The sequence below is a fragment of the Actinomadura geliboluensis genome (genome assembly GCF_043197915.1).
GTDB classification, from domain to species: Bacteria; Actinomycetota; Actinomycetes; order Streptosporangiales; family Streptosporangiaceae; genus Spirillospora; species Spirillospora geliboluensis.
Window position 1 is genome coordinate 65,648 of sequence record NZ_JBICUA010000007.1, and the last position, 23,606, is coordinate 89,253.

Genomic DNA, 23,606 nt, shown 5'->3' on the forward strand with positions numbered 1-23,606 from the left:
CCCTCGTCCTCCCCGCTCAGGTCGCGGGGAGGACGAGGGCGCCGTCGTGGCGGCGGGGCAGGCGCCAGGGGTTGTCGTCGCGGAGCGCCGGCGGGAGCAGGCGCGGCGGGCAGTTCTCGTAGGTGACTGTGCGCAGGAAGCGGCCGAGGGCGGCCGCGTCCGGCGGGGCCGGAGCGGAGTCGAAGGCCAGGTGGCTCGTGCGGTCGCGGGCCAGGGCTGCCAGGCGGGCTGCAAGGTCGGTCTCGTGCGGCTCGCTGTACAGGGTGATCGTGGGCGCGCTCTGGACGGCGGCGAGGGCGTCGGCCAGTTCCTCTTCGCCGGTGTATTCAAGGATGACGGTCAGCGGGCCGTGGTAATCGTCGAGGAGCACGTCGGACGCGCCGAGGAGCGAGGCGGGGCCCGCCATGAGGCGGGCGGTCACGACGGTGTGCAGGCCGTCGATGGCGGCGCGTGCGGCCACGGCCCGGTCGAAAGCCGTGCGGGCGGCGTCGCCGGGGAGGGGCTGCGGGGCGAGGTCCGCGATGTGCGCCGCGATCGCCTCCGGCAGGCCCGCGTCGGCGGGGGCGAGGACCAGGCGCGGTGCTGTGCGGGACCAGACGGCGGCTATCTCGGCGCGCCGGGCCTTCGCGGCGCCGGGCGTCACCACCAGCGGGTCGAGGCCGCCGGGCGGGCTGCCCCGGTCGGCGATCGCCTTCACTCGGCCGTCTCGGCGGAGGGCGGTGCCCGCGTCGGGTCCGTGGACGAGCTGGACGACGTCCTCGGGGAACCCCGCTGCGGCTGCGCCCGCCCCGAGTGCGCCGAAGGTCAGGGCCGCTGTCTCCGGATGGAGTTCGTGGGCCTTGACGACCACGGTGCATCCGGCGGCGAGCGCGTCGGCGGTGTCGCCGGACGCCAGCGGGGCGTCCGGCGGGGTGAACACGGCCGCGACGCCGCGCGGGACGTTCATGCTGCGCACGTCCGCGTGGGCGGCGGAGTCGATGCGGGCGTCGAGGAAGGAGCCCTCGCGGAGCACCTCGGCCAGCAACCGGAACCGCTCGGCCGCGCGGGCCGCCGCTGGCGTCAGCCGCGCCTCGCCCAGAGCCGTCTCGGCGTCGGCCGCGGCGACTAGGGCGGGCGTCCGGGCGGCGAGGGCGTCGGCCATCGCCTCCAGCAGGGCGGCGCGCCCGCGCGGCCCGGCCTCGTCGAGGACGGGCAGCAGGTCGGCGGCGCGGCGGCAGGCCGCGCCCGCCTCCTGCGGGGTGGCCGCGGCGTACTCCGCGCGGAGGCGGCCCGAGCGCGCGTCGATGCTCCGGACCGGCATCGGGGATCTCCAGGTCAGGTCGGCGGGGGTGCGGGCGGCGGGCGGCAGCAGCGGCCCGGCCTCCGCCAGCAGCAGCCGGGCGGCCTCGATCGCCCCGGCGGCCGTGAAGTGGGTGTCGTCGGCGCTGCCGCGCGGGTAGTTGGGGTGCGGGCCGAGCCACAGGAACAGCTCCCTGGTGGCGTCGGCGCCGAGCTCCCGCCAGCGGCGCGCGCTGGCGGCCTGGAGGTCGACCAGCGGGACGCGCTCCCGGGCGGCCAGCGCCTTCATCGCCGCCGGGTACTCGCCGTGGGTGAGCGAGCCGTCGGGGGTGCGGCGCTCGACCGAGGTGACCAGCACCGGGCGGGCGCCCCGGGACCGCGCGCTCTCGATGTAGCGGAGCAGGAAGGCCGTGTACGCGCCGTAAGGGGCGCCGAACCTGCCCTGGTCGTGCCTGCCGTCGTTGTGGCCGAAGCAGATCAGCAGCACGTCGCCCGGCCCGATCTCGGCCATGACGCGGTCGTGCATGCCGAGCCGCTCGACCGAGCTGCGGGCGCTCGCACCGGGGTAGGCGGCGTTGACGACCGGGACGTCCAGCAGTGCCGCGAGCGCCTGCCCCCAGCCCGCCTGCGGCGCCTGCCCCGACGGGTAGTCCGCGGCGGTGGAGTCTCCGGCGATGAACACCCTCACCGGGCCGTCCCCTCGGCGGCGAGGTCGCGGGCCTGGCCGGGGGTGAGCCGTCCGTCGGCGACCACCACGGTGACCGCCCGGTCGAGCCGGTCCGGGACGGTCAGCGGTGCGGCCCAGGCCAGGGCCGGGCCGACGCCGGGGTATTCGGCGACGCGCACGAACCAGGGGTCGAGCCCCGTGGTCTGGACGAACACCAGGCTCCACGCGTCCGAGGTCAGCGCCAGCCAGGGGGTGACGCTGCCGTGCACGGCCTCCTCCCCCGACGCCTCGCCGGTGAAGACGGCGATGCCGGCGGAGTCCTTGGGGGCGCGCCAGAAGAACCCGCCGTAGCCGGCGCCCGTCCGGCCCTTGCAGGCGGAGCTCTGCAGGACGAGCGGCTTCCCCGTCCGGCCGGTCAGCGTGAACGCGACGTCCAGCGCCCACGCGCCCGAGACGCGGCGGGCGGTGAGGGTGCGCTCCTCGGCGGCCAGGACGGTGCCGTCCGGGCCGACCCAGTCGAGGCTCTCCGCGTAGCCGCCGTCGACCGGCCGGAGCGTGCGGCGCCGCTGCCGCCCGTGGTTGGGCAGCATCCGCGGGCCCTCGCCTGGCACGTAGGTGGAGCCGCCCCAGAAGTTGGCCCCGTCGACGTCGGAGACCGCGATGCCCGCCCCGAAGTGGTGGACGTGGTCGTCCGGCCGGGTCTCGGTGACGACCGTCCCGCCGAGGGTGCGGACGGGGTGCAGATGGGGCCGGGGTGCGTCGGTGGCCTGCAGGTCGCCGCGCTGGACGTAGTCGGCGACGTCCTTCCCGCCCGCCCGCAGCCGCGGCCGCGGCCACGGCGCCTCGACCGCGCCGAGGCTGCCGGGGAAGCCCAGCTCGGACAGGGTGGCGAGGTCCTCGGCCGCGCGCACGGCGAGGTCCTCGATGCCGGGCAGGACCAGCCGGGACGGCTCGCGGCGGACGAACCGCGCGTCGACCGGCCGCGGGTCGGGGGCGCGCCGGATCTCGTCGAGCAGCCGGGTGAAGCCGCCGGTGCGCGCGAGCGGGACGAGCAGCTCGGCGCCGTCCCGGATGTGCGCGATGAGGTTGCCGAGCAGGTCCGTGCGGCCGTATCCGGTGCGGGCCCCGCCGGACTCGATCTCGTCGAGGGTGTAGAAGAAGCGCGCCGACCGGTGCTCGCCGTGCAGGTGCAGGTAGGGCTCGGTGCGCCCGCCGGAGCACAGCGAGACGGTGATCGCGATGACGGTGCCGTCGGCGAGCCGCAGCCGGGCGCTGGAGGTGTCGTCGGACTCGATGGCGTTGGCGCGGTGCAGCTCCAGCTCGATCCCGGCGACGGAGCCGAGCGTGTCGGCCCCGGCGACGGCGAGGGCGGACGCGACGGCGTGGGCGAAGGGGTTGGTGAGCGCCCCGTCCATGACGTCGACGCCGTCCAGCCGGCGGCGGCCCGCCCACGGCGACCGGGTGTAGTAGCCGAACGGCCGCGTCCACGCCCCGGCCACCCCGATCGCGCGGACCGGCTCGCCGAGCGCGTCCCGCGCCGCCGGGACCGCCGCCGAGCCGAGCGACTGGAACCCGACCTGGCAGCCGAGCCCCGTCTCGGCCACCGCGGCGGAGATCGCCTCGAACTCGGCGACCGAGGGCGCGGGCGGCTTCTCCAGCAGCACGTGCGCTCCGGCGCGGAGCGCGGCCACCGCCAGCGGGGCGTGGGTGTGGATCGGGGTGGCGATCACCGCCGCCTCCGCCCCGGTCTCCCGGATCAGCGCCGGAAGGTCGGCCGAGACGGGCACGCCGAGGCCGGACGGCGGCCGGACGTCGCACACCCCGGCCAGCTCGGCCCGGCCCGCGGCGGACAGCCGCCGGACGTTCTCCAGGTGGTGGCGGCCGTAGCCGTTGACCCCGGCCACGACGACCCGCACCGGCCTCATCGCGCCGCCTCCGCCGTCCACCGCGTGGGCGCGCCCGTCGCACGCAGCTTGCTGCCGGTGATCTCCACCGGGGGCGGGTCTGCGAGCAGCCCCAGGTCGGTGAGCGTGGCGTCCTCCGGCAGCTCCACCATCGCGGGGTGGTGCAGGGCGAGCGCCAGCTGCCCGGACAGCTCGGTGAGCAGGTGCGGGTAGACCGGCACGTCGAAGACGCGGGCGAGGTCGGCGATGCGCAGGAACGGGGTGATGCCGCCGACCCGGACCGCGTTCGGCTGGACGACGTCGCAGGCGCCGGCGGTCAGCAGGTCGCGGAAGCCGTGCGCGGTGGCGATGTTCTCGCCCACCGCGATCGGCGTGCCCACACTGCGGCGCAGCTCCACATGGGCGGCGAGGTCGTCGGCGGGCAGCGGCTCCTCGACCCAGATCAGGTCGAACCGCTCCAGCGCGCGCAGCGCCGTCCTGGCCCGGTGCAGGTCCCAGCGCTGGTTCGCGTCGATCATCAGCGCGGTGTCCGGGCCGATGACCTCGCGGACGGCGGCGACCCGCGCGACGTCGTCGGCGAGCGCGGGCAGCCCGACCTTGATCTTGACGGCGGGGTGCCCGGCGGCGGCCCACCGGGCGGCCTGCGCGGTCAGCTCGTCCAGCGAATAGTGGCGGTTGATGCCGCTGCCGTACACCGGGACGGTCTCGCGGCGCGGCCCGAGGACGTCCGCGAGGGAGCGGTCCCCGCACTCCAGGTCCCACAGCGCGAGGTCGACCCCGGCGAGGGCGATGGGGACGATCCCCGACCGCCCCGCCTCGCCGAGGCGGGCCGACAGCCGGTCCCACACGAGGCCCGGATGCGGCGGGAGCCCGATCACCGCGTCGCGGACGTCGTGCTCCAGCAGCGCCTTGACCGCGTGCGCCCCGATCTGCGGGGTCCAGGAGATCCCGGTCCCCGAGCGGCCGTCGTCCAGCGTGAGCGTGACGAAGAGGACGTGGTTGCTCGGGACGTCCGCGCCCCACGGCCGGGCCAGCGGCACCGTCCGCAGCTCGACGGCCAGATCCTTGATCATGCCGGTCCCTCTCAGACGAGTTCGGTGCGCCAGCTGCGCTTGGCGGACCAGCCGAGCAGCCGCTCGGCCTTGGCGGCGGAGAAGGCCGGGGACGTGCCGGTGAGCGCGCCCGCGGCCTCCTTGGTCTCCGGGTGGAGGCGGGGCAGCAGCTCGGCGAGCGGTTCGCGGGCGAGCGCGTCGCCGGCGCCCGCGAAGAACACCTCGCCGTTGCGCTCCAGGTGGGGCAGCCGGTCGAGGAGGACGCCGATGAACTCGCCGGCGTCGCGGGCGTCGAGGTAGTTGAACAGCGAGACGCCGCCGATCTCGGGCCGGTCGAGCCGCTCGCGGAGCGTGTGCCCGGACTGGGTCGGCGCGCCCTCCCACTCCTCGGGCGCGATGACGAAGCAGGGGCGGAACGCGGCCATCCGCGTGCCGGTGCCGGAGCGCGCGAACGTCCGCATGGTCTGCTCGGCGACGAGCTTGGACAGGCTGTAGACGTTCCAGGGCCGCGCCGGGTGCTCCTCGTCGAGCGGCAGGTAGTCGGGGGTCCAGCCGCCGGGCGCGCCGTAGCCCATCACGGTCGGGCTGCTCGCGACGGCGAGCCGCGCCACGCCGAGCGCCACCGACGCCGCGCAGACGTTGAACGCGAGCTGGGTGTTGACGCGGAACGTGGTGGCGTCGGTCCGGCCGAAGGGGACGGCGATCGCGGCGAGGTGGACGACCGCGTCCGGCCGGAACCGGGCGATCACCGAGTGGGCCTCGCCGAGGTCGGTGAGGTCGGCCGGTAGTGTCTCGGCGGCGTCCCGGGGCGTGCCGGGGGCGGTGTCGACGCCGATCACCTCGTGGCCGGCCGCCGCCAGCGTGGTGACGACGCTGCGGCCCAGTCGGCCCGCGCTTCCGGTGACGAGCACTCTGCTCACCGCATGGACTCCTTCGGAGGGTCTGCAACCAGTTGCAGTAACGATCGCGCCAACACCGCCGAGCCGTCAAGCGCCCATCGTGCGACCAGCGCAAACGACACTATTGATCATCGCCTCCTTGCAAACGGTTGCGTTAGAGTGGGCGCCATGGCAGTGACTATCCGGGACGTCGCCCGCGCATGCGGCGTACACGTGTCGACGGTGTCGCGGACCTTCTCCGCGCCGCACATGGTGAACGCCGAGACGCGGACGCGCGTCCTCTCGGCGGCGGAGGAGCTGGGCTACCGGCCGAACCGGGCGGCGCGGTCGCTCACCACGGGTCGGACCGGCAACCTCGGGCTGATCGTGGCCGACCTGGCGAACCCGTTCTTCCCCCCGCTCATCAAGGCCGCGCAGGCCGCCGCCCGCGCCCGGGACTACCACCTGTTCGTCGCCGACACCGACGAGGACCCCGCCAAGGAGGAGGAGCTCGTCCTGGCCTTCTCCAAGCAGGTCGACGGCGTCGTGCTGTGCAGCCCCCGCGCGTCGAACAAGGCCCTGGAGAAGCTGGTCGGGACGATCCCGTCCGTGCTGGTCAACCGGAGGCTGCGCGGCGTGACGACCGTCCTCATGGACGTCGCCCGCGGCGCCCGCACCGCCATGGAGCACCTCGCGGAGCTCGGCCACCGGCGCGTCGCCCTGGTCGCGGGGCCGGCCGGCTCGTGGACCAGCGGCGAGATCCGCAAGGCGGTCGCGGACGTGCCCGGCCTCGACACCGTCGTCATCGGCCCCAACGCGCCCACCGAGGAGGGCGGCACCGCCGTCGCCGCCCAGGTCGCGGCGGCGGGGGTGACGGGCGTGCTCGCCTACAACGACCTCGTCGCGATCGGCCTCATCGAGGGGCTCGACGAGCTGGGTGTGAGCGTGCCCGGCGACGTCAGCGTGATCGGCATCGACGACAGCATCACCGGCCGCCTGTACCGGCCCAAGCTCACCACGGTCGCCATGCCCACGGCCGACGCCGGGCGCATGGCCGTCGACCTGCTCATCACCTCGATGAGCGCCGCGACCCTCCTGGAGACCCATCTCGTGGTCCGCGAGACCACCGCTCCCCCGAAAGGAATCTCGTGAGATCCAACGACGCCGCCCCCGCCCCCGCCGCCGCCGCCGAGTGCTTCGGCACGACCCCGGACGGCGAGCGGGTCGACCGGTACGTGCTGGACAACGGGCGGCTGCGCGTCGCGGTCCTCACCTACGGCGCGATCGTGCAGCGGCTCCAGGTGGCGGACGGCACCGACGTCGTGCTCGGCCTCGACACGCTGGAGGACTACCTCCACCGCAGCCGCTACTTCGGCGCGGTCGTCGGCCGGTACGGCAACCGCATCGCCCGCGCGCGGTTCACCCTCGACGGCAGGGAGTACCGGCTCGCGGCCAACAACGGCGCGCACAGCCTGCACGGCGGCGTCCGCGGCTTCGACAAGCGGGTGTGGCGGGCCGAGTCGGCGGGGCCCGCGGAACTGGTGCTCTCCCTGGTGAGCCCCGACGGCGAGGAGGGGTACCCGGGCGAGCTCACGGCCCGCGTCCGGTACGTCCTGGACGGCGACGCGCTGCGCCTGGAGTACCGGGCCACGACCGACGCCCCCACGGTGGTGAACCTGACCAACCACTCCTACTTCAACCTGGCGGGGTCGGGCGACGTGCGGGGGCACGTCGTGGCGATGGAGGCCGACCGGTACCTGCCGGTGGACGAGGGCAAGATCCCGACCGGCGAGCAGGCCCCGGTGGCGGGGACGCCGTTCGACTTCACCGCGCCCACCCGGGTGGACGCGCGGCGCGGCGGCCGCTACGACCACTGCTACGTCCTCCAGGGCCGGATCGCGGTCACCGACCCGGTGAGCGGCCGGTCGATGGAGGTCGCCACGACCGAGCCGGGCGTCCAGTTCTACACCGGCCACATGCTGGACGGCGACGCCACCCCGTACGGCCCGTTCGCGGGCCTGTGCCTGGAGACCCAGCGCTTCCCGGACGCGCCGAACCGGCCGGCGTTCCCCTCCGCCGTGCTGCGGCCCGGCGAGGAGCGCGCGTCGACCACGACCTACCGGTTCCACGCGCCGTGAGACTGCAAACGGTTGTAGCAACAAGCGCAGAACTTCTAGCAGCCGCGCATGTGGCGCGACAGTGGATATGCCTCTGAACTGGGCTTATCTAAAAGCGGTCGCGATCACGCGTGAGGAAGGTCACTGCAAAGGGTTGACGTCATCTCCGGCCACGCGCTAAGAAAGCGCTATCTCAACCACTTCCGACTCACCGAAGGGCCAGTGATGACGCTGAGGCCCGCTGCGGCCGCCAAGGCGCCGGGGACGGCCGAGCCCGCGGTCGCGCCCGCCGCGCCGGCGGGCCCGCGCCGCCCCCGGACCCGCCGCCGCAAGAGCTCCCGCGCCCGCTCGCAGGCATGGGCCGCCTACCTGTTCCTGGCGCCCTGGTTCCTCGGGCTGTTCGCGATCACGCTCGGCCCGATGATCGCCTCGCTGTACCTGTCCTTCACCGACTACAGCCTGCTGAGCCAGGCCCACTGGGTCGGCCTGGACAACTACGACAAGATGTTCACGGCCGACGACCGCTACATCAACTCCCTCAAGGTCACGACCACCTACGTCGTCGTGTCCGTCCCGCTCCAGCTCGCCTTCGCCCTCGGGCTGGCGATGGCGCTGGACAAGGGGCTGCGCGGGCTGTCGTTCTACCGGTCGGTCTTCTACCTGCCGTCGCTGCTCGGCGGCAGCGTGGCGATCTCGATCCTGTGGCGGAAGATCTTCGGCACGGACGGGATCGTCAACACCTTCCTCGGCTGGTTCGGCTACCACGGCCAGGGCTGGGTCACGAGCCCGGACACCGCGCTCTGGACGCTGATCATCCTGCACGTCTGGACGTTCGGCGCCCCGATGGTCATCTTCCTCGCCGGGCTGCGGCAGATCCCGCAGAACCTCTACGAGGCCGCCCGCGTCGACGGCGCCGGCCGGGTCCGGCAGTTCCGCTCGATCACGCTGCCGCTGCTCACGCCGATCATCTTCTTCAACGCCGTGCTCGAAGTGATCAAGTCGTTCCAGTCGTTCACGCAGTCGTTCGTCGTCAGCGGCGGCAACGGCGGGCCGGTCGACTCGACCCTCTTCTACACGCTCTACCTCTACATCAAGGGCTTCAAGAACTACGAGATGGGCTACGCGGCGGCCATGGCCTGGGTGCTGCTGCTCATCATCGGGGCCCTGACCGCCGTCAACTTCCTCATGTCTCGATTCTGGGTCTTCTATGGCGACGACAAGTAAGCGCGCGCCGGGCGCCCGCACGCCGGTGCTGTTCCGGCCCGCCTCTCGGCTGACCAAGCACCTGCTGCTGATCGTGTTCGGGCTGTTCATGCTCTACCCGCTGCTCTGGATGATCTCCAGCTCGGTCAAGCCCGAGGAGCTGATCTTCCGGGAGCCCGGACTGGTCCCCACCGAGGTCACCGGCGAGAACTACGCCGGCGGCTGGGACGCGCTGAAGCACTCCTTCGGCTACTACCTGTGGAACTCGGCGGTCATCACCGGCCTCGCGGTGGTCGGCAACCTGCTCGCCTGCTCGCTGGCGGCCTACGCGTTCGCCCGGCTGGAGTTCCCGCTCAAGAGGCTGTGGTTCGCGATCATGCTGGTCTCGATCATGCTGCCGCACCACGTCACGGTCGTGCCGCAGTACATCGTGTTCAGCAAGATCGACTGGATCAATACGATCTGGCCGATCGTGGTGCCCAAGTTCCTCGCCACCGACGCGTTCTTCATCTTCCTGATGGTGCAGTTCATCCGCACCCTCCCCCGGGAGCTGGACGAGGCGGCGGCGATCGACGGCGCCGGGCACTTCCGCACGTTCCTGCAGGTGGTGATGCCGCTGTGCGTGCCCGCGCTGGCCACCACGGCGATCTTCACCTTCATCTGGACGTGGAACGACTTCTTCACCCAGAACCTCTACCTGACCAACTCCGACAACCTCACGGCCCCGGTGGCGCTGCGCCAGTTCCTGGACTCCAGCGGCGACTCCTCGTGGGGGCCGATGTTCGCGATGTCGATCGTCTCGCTCGGGCCGATCTTCGGCTTCTTCCTGGCCGGCCAGAAGTACCTCGTCCGAGGCATGGCCACCACAGGGCTCAAATAGCCCTCCCTCCCTTCCGTCCCCCCGGAGGTACACGAGAAATGAAACGCATCCTGGCGGCCGCCGCCGTCGCCGCCGTCGCGATATCGGCCACCGCCTGCGGCAGCGGCGATGACGGGTCGAGCGGCAGGACGAAGGTCGTCTTCTCCTACTGGGGAAGCGACTCCCGGCAGAAGCTGACCGAGGCGGCCATCGCCGAGTTCGAGAAGAAGAACCCGGCGATCGACGTCGAGGGCGACTTCTCCGACTGGGACAGCTACTACGAGAAGCTGGCCACCAAGACCGCGGCCGGCGACGCCCCCGACGTGATGTCGATCGAGATCCGCGGCCTGGCGGAGTACGCGGGCCGCGGCATCCTCGCCGACGTGTCCGGGAAGGTCGACACCGCGGGCCTCGACCAGGGCGTCCTCAAGGCCGGGCAGGTCGAGGGCAAGCAGTACGCGATCCCGACGGGCGTCAACGCGTTCCCGATGGTCGTCAACAAGGCGACGCTGAAGAAGTACGGCCAGCAGGCCCCCGACGACAAGACCTGGACCTGGGACGACTACATCTCGCTCTCCCAGCGGGTGACCGAGAAGAGCGGCGGCAAGGTCTGGGGCACCGAGTACAACGAGAACCCGGCGTTCCTGCAGATCTTCGCCGCGCAGCGCGGCGAGCAGTTCTACGCCGGCGGCAAGGTCGCCCTGTCCGAGCAGACCATCAAGGACTGGTGGGCGCTGCTGCAGAAGATCATCGCTGCGAAGGCGGGGCCGGGCGCCGCCGAGATGCTGGAGACCGGCACAAAGGTCGACCAGGCGCTGCTCGCCACCAACGAAAGCGCTTTCGGAAGCTGGTGGAGCAACCAGCTCGACGCGCTGACCAAGGGCTCCGGCCAGGAGCTGGACCTGATGCGCATGCCGAAGTCGCCGGGCGCCACCGCCTCGGGCATGTTCCTGCAGCCGGCGATGTACTACACGATCTCGGCCCGGTCCGAGGAGGCCGCCGCCGCGCAGAAGTTCGTGGACTTCCTGGTCAACGACCCGGCCGCCGGGGCGATCCTGCTCAGCGACCGCGGCCTGCCGACCAACGCCGAGGTCATCGAGGCGATCAAGGCCAAGCTGTCGCCGGCCGACCAGAAGGTGCTGGCCTTCATGGACTCGATCAAGAACGACCTCAGCCCGATCGTCGTCCCGCCCAAGGGCGCGATGGAGATGGAGGACATCCTCAAGCGCGCCACCGACTCGGTGCTGTTCGGCAAGGCCGAGCCGGACGCGGCCGCCAAGACCTTCCTCACCGAGGCCAACACCGCCCTGTCCCAGTAGCGGGCGGGAGTCCGGGAACACCCATGACGCGCCGTGCGGCCCGTGCGAACGGGCCGGGCCTCACGGCGCCGCCCCGCCGCTCGGCGCCCCGGCGGCGCCACCTGATCCGGGAGTCTCCGCACCATGCGATACGCCTTCGTCGGGCTCGGCCACCGCGCGCAGATGTACGTGGACGCGCTGCTCGGCGCGTGGAGCGACACCGGCGAGATCGCCGCGCTCTGCGACCCCAACCGCACCCGCCTGCGCTACCACCTCGACCGCATCGGCCGCGACCTGCCGTGCTTCGCGCCCGAGGAGTTCGGCGCGATGCTCGGGCTCGCCGACGCCGTGGTGGTCGCCACGGTCGACGCCGCCCACGCCCGCTACGTGGTCGCCGCCCTCGACGCCGGCAAGGACGTCGTCGTGGAGAAGCCGCTGTGCACCACCGCCGAGGACTGCGCGGCCATCGCCGACGCGGCCGAGCGGAGCACCGGCCGGCTCATCGTGACCTTCAACTACCGCTACTCGCCGCGCAACAGCGCCGTCCGCCGGCTGATCGCCGACGGCGCGATCGGCGACGTCACCTCCGTCCACTTCGACTGGTCGCTCGACACCATCCACGGCGCCGACTACTTCCGCCGCTGGCACCGGGACAAGGCGAACTCCGGCGGCCTGCTGGTGCACAAGTCCACCCACCACTTCGACCTCGTGAACTGGTGGATCGCCGACGCCCCGGCGTCGGTCTACGCGCAGACCTCGCTGCGCTTCTACGGCGCCGCCAACGCCCGCGCGCGCGGCCTCGCCGACCGTCCCGCGCGGGCGCGCAACGCGCCGCGCCTCGGCACCGACCCCTTCCTGCTCGACCTGTCCGCCGACCCCAGGCTGACGCGCCTGTACCTGGACGCCGAGCACGAGGACGGCTACATCCGCGACCAGGACGTGTTCGGCGAGGGCGTGACGATCGACGACAACATGGCCGTCCTCGTCCGCTACGAGAGCGGGGCGCTGCTCACCTACTCCCTCAACGCGCACGCGCCCGCGGAGGGCTACCGCGCCGTCGTCAACGGCACCGCCGGGCGGCTGGAACTGGACGTCGTCGAGCGGGCGTGGACGCCGCCGCACGCCGCGATCGACCCGACCGCGTCCGGGAAGGAGCACGCCGCCGGGGCGTCCGAGCGGCTCGTCCTGCACCGGCACTGGCGGGAGCCGGAGGAGATCGCGATCGGGGGCGGCGCGGGCGCGCACGGCGGCGGCGACGCCCTGCTCCTCGACGACGTGTTCCGCGGCGCGTCGGACGATCCGCTCGCCCGGCAGGCCGGGTACCGCGCGGGCGTCGCGAGCGTGCTGATCGGGGTGTCCGCCGACCGGTCCGCGGCGACCGGCACGCCCGTCGCCCTCACTGCCGGCGGCACCCGGGTGGCGGACTGATGCCCGGCGGCTTCGCGGGCCTGGCCGGCATCGCCGCCCGCCAGCGCGGCCTTTTCCCGCCGCCCGGCTCCGACCTGCCCGAGCGCCTCCGCGACGCGCTCGGGGTGCTGGCGCTGAGCGCGGCGGACGTCCGCGTCGAGCGCCGCTGGACCGACGGCGACCTGGCCGGTGAAGAGCTGTCGTGGACGGTCGGGTTCGGCCCGCGCACCCGCGCCTACCTGCTGCGCCCGCGCGGCGCCGCGGGCCCGCTGCCGGGCGTCGTCGCGATGCACTGCCACGCGGGCGTGAAGTGGGCGGGCAAGGACAAGATCGCCGACGGCCCGGACCCGCCCGCCGCCGAGATCGTCCGGCTGCGCGCCCGGCTCTACGGCCGCCGCGGCTACGCGGGCGAGTTGGCCCGCCGCGGCTTCGCCGTCCTCGCCCACGACGTGTTCGCCTGGGGCAGCCGCCGCCTCCCGCTGCCCCTCCCGCCGGACCCGGGCGCGAGCGAGGCCGACCGCTACGACCGCGCCGCCCGCGACCACGAGCACGTCCTGGCGAAGGCGTGCACGCTGCTCGGCACCTCGTTCGCGGGCGTCCTCGCCGCCGAGGACCTCGCGGCGGCGGCGTACCTGCGCTCGCGGCCCGACGTCGCGTCCGTCGCCGCGATCGGCCTGTCGGGCGGCGGCGCCCGCGCCGCCCTCCTCGGCGTGCTCGACCCGGAGGTGAGCGCGGTCGTGGTGGCCGCGATGGTCGCCTCGTTCCGCGACTTCCGCGAGGAGCACGTGGCCGCGCACTCCTGGCTGCTGTTCCCGCCGGGGCTGACCCGCCTGGCCGACTGGCCCTGCGTGGTCGCCGCCCGCGCCCCGGCCCCGCTGATGGTCCTCTACCCCACCGCCGACCCGCTCTTCCCCGCCGAGGGCGTGCGGCGCGCGCACCGCCAGATCACCGGCGCCTACCGGGACGCGCCCGGCCGCTACACCGGCGCGTTCTTCGACGCCGGCCACGAGTTCGACCGGACCATGCAGGACGCGGCCTTCGACTGGCTCGCGGGCACGGCCGGCGGCATCGAGAAAGCGCTTTCAGACTCCCGCTGAGAGGCCGGCCCATGCGACCACCCCCCGCTCCCCAGGCCCGATCACCCCCGGAACCGCCGCGCGATCTCCCGAACCCCTTCCCACCCCCGATCCGCCAAGCTCCCCCCTCTGGAGACGAACGATGCAACTCAAACCCGCCATACAGCTCAAACCAGCGATCGCCTGCGGAACGTTACTGGCCGGCGCGCTCGTGACGCTGCCCGGCACCGCGGCGCAGGCCGCCACGACCCGGTACGAGGCCGAGAACTCCCCGGCGGTGTGCACGGGATCCATCGACTCCGACCACGGCGGCTACTCCGGCGGCGGCTTCTGCAACACCGACAACGAGACCGGCGCCTACGCGCAGCTCACCGTGAACGCCCCCGCCGCCGGCACGGCGACGCTGCGCGTCCGCTACGCCAACGGGACGTCCACCGCCCGGCCCGCGAACATCACGGTCAACGGCGCGGCGGCCGCGTCGGCGCAGTTCGCCGGCACCGGCTCGTGGGACGGCTGGACGACCGCCACCCTCACCGTGCCGCTCAACGCGGGCGCGAACACCGTCCGGCTGACCGCCACCACCTCCAACGGCCTGGCCAACATCGACTACATCGAGGTCGAGACGGACGGCGACGACACCCCGCCGCCGTCCGACGCCGACGCGCTGTACGTCGCGCCGAACGGTGCCGACGGCGCGTCCGGGACCGAGTCGGACCCGACGACGCTCACCTCCGCGATCGACCGCATCGCCCCCGGCGGGACGATCTACATGCGCGGCGGCACCTACCGCTACTCGCAGACGGTCACCATCCCGACCGGCGACAACGGCAGCGCCGGCGACCGGACGCTGCTGTCCGCCTACCCGGGCGAGACCCCCGTCCTCAACTTCTCGGCGATGAGCGAGAACTCCGCCAACCGCGGGCTCGCGCTGAACGGGTCGTACTGGCACCTGTACGGCCTCGTCGTCGAGCACGCCGGCGACAACGGGATCTTCGTCGGCGGCAGCGGCAACGTCATCGAGCGCGCGGTGACGCGCTTCAACCGGGACACCGGGCTGCAGATCTCGCGGACGGCGTCCGACACCCCCGAGAGCCAGTGGCCGTCCAACAATCTCGTCATCAGCTCGGAGTCCCACGACAACGCCGACTCCGACGGCGAGGACGCCGACGGGTTCGCCGCCAAGCTCACCTCCGGGCCCGGCAACGTCTTCCGCTACGACGTGTCCCACAACAACATCGACGATGGCTGGGACCTCTACACCAAGAACGAGACGGGCCCGATCGGCGCGGTCACCATCGAGGACTCCCTCGCCTACGGCAACGGCACCCTCAGCAACGGCGGCCAGGCAGGCAACGGCGACCGCAACGGCTTCAAGCTCGGCGGCGACGGCATCGCGGTCAACCACGTGGTGCGCCGCAGCATCGCCTACGGCAACGGCCACCACGGGTTCACCTACAACAGCAACCCCGGCTCGATGACGATCTCCTACAACGTCGCCATCGACAACGCCGAGCGCAACTTCTCCTTCGACAAGGGCAGTTCGGTGTTCCGGAACAACACCTCGTGCCGCTTCGACGGCGACGGCTCCAACGACAAGACGGTGGGCGACGCCGACGGCTCGAACCAGTTCTGGACCGGCTCCAACGGGTCCCGCTGCTCCTCCTACGCCGGCGCCCTCGGCTGGTACTTCGGCTCGGACGGCCATCTCGCCGTCACCTTCGGCGGCAGCCCCGCGACGCCGTGAGCGGCGCACCCGGATCCGGATCGAGAGAAGAGGCGAGGACGAGATGAGACGAGCAGTCGCAGTGCGGATCTCGGCGGCGCTGGCGGCGGCGGCCGTCGCGGCCGCGACCGGCGCGGCCCTGTCGGCGCACGACGTGGCGGCGGCCGCGGGCGGCGCGACCGGCTACGCGACGCAGAACGGCGGCACCACCGGCGGCGCGGGCGGGCAGACCGTGCGCGCCACGACCGGGACCGCGATCCACGCGGCCCTGTGCGACCGGGCGAGCACGAGCACGCCGATCACCATCCAGGTCGAGGGGACGATCGACCACGGCAACACCGGCAAGGTGTCGGGCGGCAGCTGCGACACCGCCGACGACAGGATCGAGCTGAAGGGGATCAGCAACGTCACCATCGTCGGGGTCGGCGGCGGCGCCGTCTTCGACCAGCTGGGCATCCACATCCGCGACTCCAGCAACATCATCATCCAGAACGTGAGCGTCCGGAACGTCAAGAAGTCGGGCTCCCCCACGTCCAACGGCGGCGACGCGATCGGCATGGAGAGCGACGTCCGCAACGTCTGGGTCGACCACGCCACGCTGGAGGCGTCCGGCGGCGAGGACGAGGGCTACGACGCGCTCTTCGACATGAAGGACAACACCCGGTACGTGACCCTGTCCTACAGCGTCCTGCGCAACTCCGGGCGCGGCGGACTGATCGGGTCCAGCGAGAGCGACACCTCGAACGGGTTCGTCACGTTCCACCACAACCTGTACCAGAACATCGACTCCCGCACGCCCCTGCTGCGCGGCGGAACCGCCCACAGCTACGACAACCACTTCGTGGGGCTCGCCAAGTCCGGCATCAACTCACGGGCCGGGGCGCACATCAAGGTCGAGAACAACTACTTCGAGGACTCCAAGGACGTCCTCGGCACCTTCTACACCGACGAACTCGGCTACTGGCAGGTCGCCGGCAACATCTACGACAACGTCACCTGGACGAGCGAGGGCGAGGAGAACCACCCCGCCGGCCCGAACCCCCAGTCCAACACCTCCGTCAGCATCCCCTACTCCTACAGCCTCGACGACGCCGCCTGTGTGCCGGACGTCGTGAGCCAGACGGCGGGCGCGAACAAAGGCCTGCGGGTGTCGGACGGCGACTGCACGCCGCAGTCGCCGACCCCGACGCCGACCGACCCCACCCCCACGCCCACCGACCCCACGCCGACGCCGACGGTGCCGAGCGGGACCAACCTCAGCATCGGGGCGGGCTCCGACGGCTCCAGCAAGGCCGACGGGACGAGCTACGGCGACGTCCGCGACGGCGACATGGGCACCTACTGGTCGCCGGCCGGCACGACCGGGTCCGTCTCGATCAAGTGGGGCTCCGCCACGGCGGTGTCCGCGGTCAACGTCCGGGAGGCGGCGGGCACCGCCGGCACCATCGGCTCCTGGCAGCTCATCGACCATGACACCGGCGCCGTGCTGGCCTCCGGCAGCGGCGCGGGCGCCGTCTCGTTCGCGCGCACCGCACTGCGCAAGATCACCTTCAAGATCGTCAGCGCGTCCGGAACGCCGCGGGTCGCCGAGTTCGAGACCTACGCCGGATAGCGGCCCGGTCCCGCCCCCCGCCCGCCGCCCGGCGGGTCCGGTCCCCCCGGACCCGCCGGGCGGCTTCGGCGCGCCGGCGTCAGGCCAGCTGCGCGAAGGCGGCGTGCAGGGCGATGAACGCGGCGAACCCGAGGATCAGGCTGCCCGCGGCGTTGACGGCCGCCCTGGTGTACGCGCCGTCCTGGATCAGGTGGACGGTGTCGAGTTCGAAGGTGCTGAACGTGGTCAGCGCACCGCACAGGCCGGTGCCCATCAGCGCCTCGACGTAGGTTCCGGTCCCGGCCCCGTGCAGGGCGCCGAGCGCGCCCGCGCCGAGCAGGTTCACCGCGAGCGTCCCCCACGGCATGGACTTGCCGGCGGTGGCCTTGACGTAGCCGTCCAGGACGTAGCGCATCGAGGCGCCCACGGCGCCGCCGGCGAGGACGAGGAGCACCACGACGAACGTCGTCACGGCGCGCTCCCGGGGTCGTGGTGCGGGATCCGGCGGCCGATCGCCAGGCCCACGGCGATCGCGGCCCAGCCGACGGCGACGCTGATCAGCGCGTAGCCGATGGCCAGGGCCGGCTGGCCGCCGTCGCCGAGGGTGTAGACGCCGTCGATCAGGTGCGAGAAGGTCGTGAACCCGCCCAGATAGCCCGTCACGGCGAGCGGCCGCACGTAGGGGTGCGCGCGGCCGCCGAGCAGGTAGCTGGTCAGGACGCCCATGATGAGGCAGCCGAGGATGTTGACGGTGAAGGTGTTCCAGGGGAAGCCGAGCTTCGCCGTCGGGATCGCCTGGGTGAGCCCGTAACGGGCGAGCGCGCCGAGCGCGCCCCCCATCGCGATGTCCGCGATGACCCTCGGTTTCAGCCCCGGCAGGGGCGGCGGCCCCTTGTGCGGGTGCAGGACGCGCGCCTCGGCCCGCTCGCGGTTGTGCAGGCGCCCCCACAGCGGTTCCTTCACGCACCGGCCCCCGGCGGCGTCGCGGGGACGCCGAGCAGCAGCCGGCGTGCGGCGTCCCAGGTGCGGTGGAACCCGGCGTCCACCTCCGGGGAGCGGTCGCCGAGCATCCGCGCCCACGCCCCGCAGCCGCCGGGAAGGACGCTCGCCCCGCCGCGCAGCCCCGTCCCGGCGAGCGCCTCGTGCAGGGCGTCGGCGACCTCCCGCGCGGGCTTCGCCCCGGTGATGACGTAGAGGGACGCCATGAGTCCGAAGCCGTCCATGACCGCGGGGCCGGCGGGTCCGTGCTCGGCCGGGACGAGCCGGAGCGGGTCGGCGAACAGCAGCCGGCCGCCGGGGTCGCGGACCTCCAGGTCGGTGCAGTAGGCGTCGTAGGCGTGCCACTCGCCGCGGGCGAGCCGCCCGGCCATCAGCTTCTCGCCGACGACGACGGTCGCCTCCGGGTCGGCGGTGACGCTCATGCGCTGGTAGAACCGCGACTCCCCGAACGGGATCGTGGTCGCGGGCAGGTACTCGACGTGGCTGCCCGGCCCGGCGGCGAGGTCGACGACCTGGGTGGCGTAGTCGTGCTCCATCCGGTAGATCCGCGTGGCGGTCTGGGTGGTGAAGTGCACGGCCGTCCCCGGCCCGCAGTCGAGGGCGAGACGGTACCGGTCGCCCTGCAGCACCCCGGCGCCGGCCGTCATGAACAGCACGTACGGCATGTCGGGCCGGGCGGAGTCCGGGTACAGCGGACGGGTGGTGTGCAGCGGCGCCTTCTGGAAGCAGCCGGTCAGCTCCGTCCGGCCGCCGGCCGTCGCGAAGCCCAGCTCCAGCACGCCGACCTTGCCCGGCGAGCCGACCGGCAGCGTGTCCGGCGCCGCGGCGTACCGCGCCACCCCCGGGGGCAGCCACGCCGGGGCGCACCGCTCCGGCGCCGCCCGGGCGAGGTCGCCGGAGACGCCGTCCGGCGGAGCCGTCACGCCGGTGAGCACAGCGCCTCCCGGCGCTCCAGGACGAAGTCGGCCACCTCGGCGACCCCGGTCCCGGTGAGGCAGTCGGTCAGCGCGACCGGGCGCGTCCCGCGCACCCTCCGCGCGTCGCCCTCCATCACCGCGAGGTCGGTGCGCACGTACGGGGCGATGTCGATCTTGTTGATGACCAGCAGGTCGGAGTCGGTGGTGCCCGGCCCGCGCTTGCGCGGCATCTTCTCCCCCTCGGCGGTGTCCAGGACGAACACGTACACGTCCGCGAGCGCCGGGCTGAAGGTGAGCGTCAGGTTGTCGCCGCCGCTCTCGAACAGCAGCACGTCGATGTCGGGGAACCGGTCGAGCAGCTCCGACGCCGCCGCGAGGTTCATCGTGGGGTCGTCCCGTACGGCGGTGTGCGGGCACGCCCCCGTCTCGACGCCGACGACGCGCTCGGCGTCGAGCGTGCCCGCCAGCGTGCGGCGGACGTGCTGGGCGTCCTCCTGCGTGTAGATGTCGTTGGTGATCACGCCGGGCCGGTGCCCGCGCTCCACCAGGATCGGCACCAGCGCCTCGATGAGGGCCGTCTTACCCGACCCCACCGGCCCGCCGATGCCGACCTTGTACACCTGGTCCAGTTCCATGGCGTCCGTCCTCCGCTCTCTCAGGTGATGAACAGGCGGGCCTCCGCCCGCTCGTGCAGGGCCGCGACCGCGTCGGCCGCGGGCGTCGAGGCGTGCAGGTCGCGGGGGTCCCGGGCGGCCAGCGCGGTCTCCGCCGCGCGGGCCAGCTCCGGCCGCAGCTCCCGCAGCAGCGCCTGCGCCCGCCGGAAGTCGACCCGGGCGAGCCGGACCGCCGCCGCCGCGCAGCTCGCCGCGAACGCGTACAGGTCGCTCGCCACCGCGTCCCGGACGGGCACGCCGAGCCCCGCGTGGATCGCGCCCACGGCGACCGGGTGGGTGCCGGGCGCGACGCCGTCCGCGACGAGGCCCGCGAGCCGCGCCGCCGGGCCCGAGCCGAACGCGGGCCCGGCGTTCTCCAGCACCTGCCGGCCGGTGCGCACCGACGCCGTCCGCTGCTCGCGGCCGAGCTTCAGCGCGTGCAGCCTGCGGTCGGTCTCCACCAGCAGGTCCCAGTCGCCGCCGGTCACCGCCCGGTGCGCCAGCGCCAGCGCCGCCGCGTCGCCGGTGCCCGCCGCCCGCACCAGGTCCGACACCAGCGCCGGCAGGTCGTCCGCGCCCGCCAGGCCGAGCTGGGCGTGGCCCTCCAGCCCGTGCGACAGCGTGTAGAGCCCGCTGGGGAAGCCGGAGTCGGTGAGCTGCAGCTGCGCGAGCAGCGTCTCCAGCCCGCCGGCCTCCGGCCTCCCCTCCGCCCGGACGTCGGTCATGCGATGTAGTGCAGCCGGTTCAGCGGCAGCGAGCGGGCCGGGTCGATGGTGACGCGCTCCCCGTCCACCGTCACTCGGTACGTCTCCGGGTCCACCCTGACCTCGGCGAGCGTCGAGTTGTACATCATGTGCCGCTTGTCGACGGTGCGGCACTGCTGCACCGGCCGGATGATCCGCTCCAGCCCGAGCTTCTCCGGGACGCCCTCGGAGATCGCCGCGTCCGACATGAACGTCACGCAGGTCTCGCGCAGCGCCCTGCCGTAGGCGCCGAAGGTCGGCCGGAAGTAGACCGGCTGCGGGGTGGGCAGCGAGGCGTTCGGGTCGCCCATCTCCGCCCAGCTGATCAGCCCGCCCTTGATGACCATGGCCGGCTTCGCGCCGAACGAGCGGACCGGCCACAGCACGATGTCGGCGAGCTTGCCGTCCTCCAGCGACCCGATCTCGTTCGCCATGCCGCAGGTGCGGGCCGGGTTGATGGTGACCTTGGACAGGAAGCGCAGCACGCGGGTGTTGTCGTTGCGCGCGGAGTCCTCGGGCAGCGGGCCGCGCTTGTCCTTGCAGTGGTGCGCGACCTGGAAGGCGCGGGTGACCGACTCGCCGACCCGGCCCATCGCCTGCGAGTCCGACCCGATGATGCTGATGATGCCGAGGTCGTGCAGCACCGTCTCCGCCGCGATGGTCTCCGGGCGGACGCGGCTCTCGGCGAACGCCAGGTCCTCCGGGACGTCGTAGCTGAGGTGGTGGCAGACCATCGTCATGTCCAGCAGCTCGTCCGCCGAGTTGACCGTGTAGGGCAGCGTCGGGTTGGTCGAGGCGGGCAGGACGTTCGGCTCGGAGGTGATCTGCAGGATGTCGGGCGCGTGCCCGCCGCCGGCCCCCTCGGAGTGGTAGGTGTGGATCGCGCGGCCGTCGATCGCGCTGATCGTGTCCTCCACGAACCCGGCCTCGTTCAGCGTGTCGGTGTGGATGGAGATCTGCACGTCGTGGTCGTCGGCGACGCGCAGCGCGCAGTCGATGACCGAGGGCGTGGTGCCCCAGTCCTCGTGCACCTTCAGCCCGCAGGCGCCGGCGCGCAGCTGCTCGTCCAGCGGGCCGGGCAGGCTGCCGTTCCCCTTCCCGTAGACGGCGATGTTGATCGGGATGTCCTCGTACGCCTGCAGGATGCGGGAGATGTTCCACGGTCCCGGCGTGCAGGTGGTGCCGCGGCTGCCGTCCGCTGGCCCGGTGCCGCCGCCGAGCAGGGTGGTGATGCCGTTGCTCAGCGCGTGCTGCGCCTGCTGCGGCGCGAGGAAGTGGACGTGGGAGTCGATCGCGCCGGCGGTCGCGATGAGGTTCTCCCCCGAGATCACCTCGGTGCCCACCCCGACGATCAGCCGCCGGTCCACCCCGTTCTGGGTGTGCGGGTTGCCGGACTTGCCGACCCCCGCGATCCGCCCGTTCTTGATGCCGATGTCGCCCTTGACGACGCCGAGCAGCGGATCGATGATCACCGCGTTGGTGATGACCGTGTCCAGGGTGGTCGTCGCGCTCAGCGAGGCCGGGTCGGCGGACATGCCGTCCCGGGCGGTCTTGCCGCCCCCGTACTGGGTCTCGTCGCCGTAGTGGCCCTCGTTGAAGTCCTTCTCCACCTCCACCACCAGGTTGGTGTCGGCGAGGCGGATGCGGTCGCCCACGGTGGGGCCGTACATGCTCGCGTACTTCTCGCGGGAGATCGTGGTCGCCATCGTCAGCCCTTCCTCGACCGGCCCGCGCCGGCCTTCGCGCGGGCGCCCCGCTTGGCGGGGGCCCGGTGCCCGTTGCCCGACCCGTCGCCGCTCGGCACCTCGGTGTCCAGGTAGCCCCACTCGTGCATCCGGGTGAACGCGGCCTCGCGCGCGGACTTGGACCGGACGCTGCCGTTGAGCAGCCCGCCGAACCCGACGATGCGCATTCCGCCGCCGTACTCGACGAGCCGGATCTTCTTGGTGTCGCCCGCCTCGAACCGGACGGCCGTTCCCGCGGGAATGTCGAGCCGCATCCCGAAGGTCTTCTCCCGGTCGAAGCTCAGCGCCCGGTTGACCTCGAAGAAATGGAAATGCGAGCCGATCTGGACGGCCCGGTCCCCGGTATTCTCGACGGTCAGCGTCTCCCGGCGCTGGCCGCTGTTCAGTTCTATTTCTCCGTCGCCGAACATATAGATCTCGTCAGCCATGAGCGGCCATCCCCTCCAGGGTCGTCTCGGTGTTCTCAGAAAAAGCGTGGTAATTCGCGTCGCCGTGGCCGTGGCCATGCCCGTGCCCGTGGCCGTGCCCCGCGGCGATGCCGAGGCCGTCGTCGCGGGCGTGCGCCCAGCGCCGCTCCGCTTCGGCGGCGCGCTCGCGGACCAGGGCCGCGACGGCCGCCGGCGCGAGCAGCGGCCCGGCGGCGACCGCGCCGGGGCACGGCGGGGGCGGGACGAGCGAGGCGGGCACCACCGCGACGCCGCGGGCCCCCAGCAGGCGGCAGCGCTCCACGCCCTCGGCCACGCCGGGCTCGCCGCCGTCGAAGGCGACCTCCACCCGGCGGACCGGCAGGCCGTGCCAGACGAGCCGCGCGACCTTGAACAGCTCCGCATCGGCGTCGGGCCCCGCGGCCGGCGCCACCAGCAGCACGGCGTCCGGCCCGTCCGCCGTCCGCGCGACCCGTGTGGCGACCGCGCGGATCCATCCCACGAGATGCGTCACCGTGCCGAGCGGTTCGGCGAGCAGCAGATCCCCCGGCGCCCGGTCCCGCGCCGCCCAGGCCAGGGTCTGCGCGGCCGCGGGCGCGAGGTCCGGGTCGCGGCCCAGCGTCATCGGGACCGCGACGGCGCGCGGCAGGCCGCGCAGCGCGGTCCGCAGCCCCCGCCCGGGGCCGTGCACCCCGGCCGCGGGGGCGCTCTCGTGTCCGCCGACCGGCAGGACCGCGCGGCCGGGGGCTCCCGTCACTTGCCGCCGCCGACGGGGTCGTGGCAGGAGACGAGCTTGGTGCCGTCGTCGAACGCGGCCTCGACCTGGATCAGCGACAGCATGCCGCGCACGCCCGGCATCACGTCGTCCGGTCCGACGACCTTCTTGCCGAGCTCCATGCAGTCGGAGACGGTCTTGCCGTCCCGCGCGGCCTCCACGATCGCGGAGCTGATCAGCGCGACCGTCTCGCCGTGGTTGAGCTTCAGGCCGCGCTGCCGGCGGTGCTCCGCCATCTGCGCGACGGTGAAGATGAGCGCCTTGTCGATCTCTCGTGGTGACAGGTTCATCGATGC

Annotated in this window: 22 protein-coding genes; 9 read left to right on the forward strand and 13 right to left on the reverse strand. The window is 73.2% G+C overall.

Features of this window, described 5'->3' with window-relative positions; genetic code table 11:
• Positions 1-16 precede the first annotated feature (16 nt).
• From ACGFI1_RS22895 to ACGFI1_RS22910, 4 genes are read right to left on the reverse strand one after another with little or no spacing between them, the layout of a single operon-like run.
• Positions 17-1,966: an aldehyde dehydrogenase family protein gene (locus ACGFI1_RS22895; protein ID WP_392787645.1), complete on the reverse strand. Its 1,950-nt coding sequence runs from the start codon at positions 1,964-1,966 to the stop codon at positions 17-19.
• Complete coding sequence (locus ACGFI1_RS22900) at positions 1,963-3,870, reverse strand: DUF6807 family protein (RefSeq protein ID WP_392787648.1); 1,908 nt, start codon at positions 3,868-3,870, stop codon at positions 1,963-1,965. The genes ACGFI1_RS22895 and ACGFI1_RS22900 overlap by 4 nt, the downstream gene beginning before the upstream one ends.
• Positions 3,867-4,922: a mandelate racemase/muconate lactonizing enzyme family protein gene (locus tag ACGFI1_RS22905; RefSeq protein WP_392787650.1), complete on the reverse strand. Its 1,056-nt coding sequence runs from the start codon at positions 4,920-4,922 to the stop codon at positions 3,867-3,869. Before ACGFI1_RS22905 ends, ACGFI1_RS22900 begins: the two co-directional genes overlap by 4 nt.
• 11 nt (positions 4,923-4,933) lie before the next feature.
• Positions 4,934-5,821, reverse strand: coding sequence for an NAD-dependent epimerase/dehydratase family protein (locus ACGFI1_RS22910; protein ID WP_386876332.1), 888 nt, complete (start codon positions 5,819-5,821; stop codon positions 4,934-4,936).
• Between the two features lie 147 nt (positions 5,822-5,968).
• Between ACGFI1_RS22910 and ACGFI1_RS22915 the strand changes: the two genes are divergently transcribed.
• The 9 genes from ACGFI1_RS22915 (at position 5,969) to ACGFI1_RS22955 (ending at position 17,074) form a co-directional block, all read left to right on the forward strand.
• Positions 5,969-6,931, forward strand: a complete 963-nt coding sequence (locus ACGFI1_RS22915; RefSeq protein WP_386876334.1) for a LacI family DNA-binding transcriptional regulator — start codon at positions 5,969-5,971, stop codon at positions 6,929-6,931.
• Positions 6,928-7,917, forward strand: a complete 990-nt coding sequence (locus ACGFI1_RS22920; protein ID WP_387073236.1) for an aldose epimerase family protein — start codon at positions 6,928-6,930, stop codon at positions 7,915-7,917. The genes ACGFI1_RS22915 and ACGFI1_RS22920 overlap by 4 nt, the downstream gene beginning before the upstream one ends.
• A gap of 204 nt (positions 7,918-8,121) precedes the next feature.
• Positions 8,122-9,120 (forward strand): carbohydrate ABC transporter permease, encoded by a 999-nt coding sequence (locus tag ACGFI1_RS22925; protein ID WP_392787655.1) that lies wholly within the window; start codon positions 8,122-8,124, stop codon positions 9,118-9,120.
• Positions 9,104-9,979, forward strand: a complete 876-nt coding sequence (locus ACGFI1_RS22930) for a carbohydrate ABC transporter permease (RefSeq protein ID WP_392787657.1) — start codon at positions 9,104-9,106, stop codon at positions 9,977-9,979. Before ACGFI1_RS22925 ends, ACGFI1_RS22930 begins: the two co-directional genes overlap by 17 nt.
• Positions 9,980-10,017: 38 nt before the next feature.
• Complete coding sequence (locus ACGFI1_RS22935) at positions 10,018-11,277, forward strand: ABC transporter substrate-binding protein (RefSeq protein WP_392735942.1); 1,260 nt, start codon at positions 10,018-10,020, stop codon at positions 11,275-11,277.
• Positions 11,278-11,400: 123 nt separating this feature from the next.
• Positions 11,401-12,684 carry a Gfo/Idh/MocA family protein gene (locus tag ACGFI1_RS22940; protein ID WP_392787660.1) on the forward strand — a complete coding sequence of 428 codons (1,284 nt, stop codon included), beginning with the start codon at positions 11,401-11,403 and terminating at the stop codon, positions 12,682-12,684.
• Entirely contained in the window at positions 12,684-13,760 is a 1,077-nt protein-coding gene (locus ACGFI1_RS22945) for a hypothetical protein (protein WP_392787663.1), read from the forward strand. Before ACGFI1_RS22940 ends, ACGFI1_RS22945 begins: the two co-directional genes overlap by 1 nt.
• A gap of 121 nt (positions 13,761-13,881) precedes the next feature.
• Positions 13,882-15,483 (forward strand): carbohydrate-binding protein, encoded by a 1,602-nt coding sequence (locus ACGFI1_RS22950; RefSeq protein ID WP_392787665.1) that lies wholly within the window; start codon positions 13,882-13,884, stop codon positions 15,481-15,483.
• 43 nt (positions 15,484-15,526) lie between these two features.
• On the forward strand, positions 15,527-17,074 hold the full coding sequence (locus ACGFI1_RS22955; protein ID WP_392787666.1) for a pectate lyase family protein: 1,548 nt from the start codon (positions 15,527-15,529) through the stop codon (positions 17,072-17,074).
• A gap of 79 nt (positions 17,075-17,153) precedes the next feature.
• Here ACGFI1_RS22955 and ACGFI1_RS22960 read toward each other — a convergent pair whose 3' ends face one another.
• The 9 genes from ACGFI1_RS22960 to ACGFI1_RS23000 are packed head-to-tail and all read right to left on the reverse strand — an operon-like array spanning position 17,154 to position 23,600.
• A complete protein-coding gene (locus tag ACGFI1_RS22960; RefSeq protein ID WP_386873568.1) occupies positions 17,154-17,525 on the reverse strand; it encodes a fluoride efflux transporter FluC in 372 nt (123 codons plus the stop codon).
• Positions 17,522-18,016 (reverse strand): fluoride efflux transporter FluC, encoded by a 495-nt coding sequence (locus ACGFI1_RS22965; RefSeq protein ID WP_386873567.1) that lies wholly within the window; start codon positions 18,014-18,016, stop codon positions 17,522-17,524. The genes ACGFI1_RS22960 and ACGFI1_RS22965 overlap by 4 nt, the downstream gene beginning before the upstream one ends.
• Positions 18,013-18,975 carry an urease accessory protein UreD gene (locus ACGFI1_RS22970; RefSeq protein WP_392787668.1) on the reverse strand — a complete coding sequence of 321 codons (963 nt, stop codon included), beginning with the start codon at positions 18,973-18,975 and terminating at the stop codon, positions 18,013-18,015. Before ACGFI1_RS22970 ends, ACGFI1_RS22965 begins: the two co-directional genes overlap by 4 nt.
• Complete coding sequence (gene ureG, locus ACGFI1_RS22975; protein WP_138633038.1) at positions 18,972-19,604, reverse strand: urease accessory protein UreG; 633 nt, start codon at positions 19,602-19,604, stop codon at positions 18,972-18,974. Before ureG ends, ACGFI1_RS22970 begins: the two co-directional genes overlap by 4 nt.
• 20 nt (positions 19,605-19,624) lie before the next feature.
• Entirely contained in the window at positions 19,625-20,347 is a 723-nt protein-coding gene (locus ACGFI1_RS22980; protein ID WP_392787671.1) for an urease accessory protein UreF, read from the reverse strand.
• The gene (gene ureC / locus ACGFI1_RS22985; RefSeq protein ID WP_301177006.1) at positions 20,344-22,071 is read right to left on the reverse strand and encodes an urease subunit alpha; all 1,728 of its coding nucleotides are present in this window, start codon (positions 22,069-22,071) and stop codon (positions 20,344-20,346) included. The genes ACGFI1_RS22980 and ureC overlap by 4 nt, the downstream gene beginning before the upstream one ends.
• 2 nt (positions 22,072-22,073) lie before the next feature.
• Positions 22,074-22,538, reverse strand: a complete 465-nt coding sequence (gene ureB / locus ACGFI1_RS22990; RefSeq protein WP_138633029.1) for an urease subunit beta — start codon at positions 22,536-22,538, stop codon at positions 22,074-22,076.
• Positions 22,531-23,292: a sirohydrochlorin chelatase gene (locus tag ACGFI1_RS22995; RefSeq protein ID WP_387073255.1), complete on the reverse strand. Its 762-nt coding sequence runs from the start codon at positions 23,290-23,292 to the stop codon at positions 22,531-22,533. The genes ureB and ACGFI1_RS22995 overlap by 8 nt, the downstream gene beginning before the upstream one ends.
• A complete protein-coding gene (locus tag ACGFI1_RS23000) occupies positions 23,289-23,600 on the reverse strand; it encodes an urease subunit gamma (RefSeq protein ID WP_138633023.1) in 312 nt (103 codons plus the stop codon). The genes ACGFI1_RS22995 and ACGFI1_RS23000 overlap by 4 nt, the downstream gene beginning before the upstream one ends.
• Between the last annotated feature and the right edge of the window lie 6 nt (positions 23,601-23,606).

Bases quoted from the DNA above. Each gene is read 5' to 3' on its own strand.
- ACGFI1_RS22900 (WP_392787648.1), bottom strand. From the start codon at position 3,870: ATGAGGCCGGTGCGGGTCGTCGTGGCCGGGGTCAACGGCTACGGCCGC.
- ACGFI1_RS22905 (WP_392787650.1), bottom strand. From the start codon at position 4,922: ATGATCAAGGATCTGGCCGTCGAGCTGCGGACGGTGCCGCTGGCCCGG.
- ACGFI1_RS22915 (WP_386876334.1), top strand. From the start codon at position 5,969: ATGGCAGTGACTATCCGGGACGTCGCCCGCGCATGCGGCGTACACGTG.
- ACGFI1_RS22925 (WP_392787655.1), top strand. From the start codon at position 8,122: ATGACGCTGAGGCCCGCTGCGGCCGCCAAGGCGCCGGGGACGGCCGAG.
- ACGFI1_RS22930 (WP_392787657.1), top strand. From the start codon at position 9,104: ATGGCGACGACAAGTAAGCGCGCGCCGGGCGCCCGCACGCCGGTGCTG.
- ACGFI1_RS22935 (WP_392735942.1), top strand. From the start codon at position 10,018: ATGAAACGCATCCTGGCGGCCGCCGCCGTCGCCGCCGTCGCGATATCG.
- ACGFI1_RS22940 (WP_392787660.1), top strand. From the start codon at position 11,401: ATGCGATACGCCTTCGTCGGGCTCGGCCACCGCGCGCAGATGTACGTG.
- ACGFI1_RS22945 (WP_392787663.1), top strand. From the start codon at position 12,684: ATGCCCGGCGGCTTCGCGGGCCTGGCCGGCATCGCCGCCCGCCAGCGC.
- ACGFI1_RS22950 (WP_392787665.1), top strand. From the start codon at position 13,882: ATGCAACTCAAACCCGCCATACAGCTCAAACCAGCGATCGCCTGCGGA.
- ACGFI1_RS22955 (WP_392787666.1), top strand. From the start codon at position 15,527: ATGAGACGAGCAGTCGCAGTGCGGATCTCGGCGGCGCTGGCGGCGGCG.
- ureG (WP_138633038.1), bottom strand. From the start codon at position 19,604: ATGGAACTGGACCAGGTGTACAAGGTCGGCATCGGCGGGCCGGTGGGG.
- ACGFI1_RS22980 (WP_392787671.1), bottom strand. From the start codon at position 20,347: ATGACCGACGTCCGGGCGGAGGGGAGGCCGGAGGCCGGCGGGCTGGAG.
- ureC (WP_301177006.1), bottom strand. From the start codon at position 22,071: ATGGCGACCACGATCTCCCGCGAGAAGTACGCGAGCATGTACGGCCCC.
- ureB (WP_138633029.1), bottom strand. From the start codon at position 22,538: ATGGCTGACGAGATCTATATGTTCGGCGACGGAGAAATAGAACTGAAC.
- ACGFI1_RS23000 (WP_138633023.1), bottom strand. From the start codon at position 23,600: ATGAACCTGTCACCACGAGAGATCGACAAGGCGCTCATCTTCACCGTC.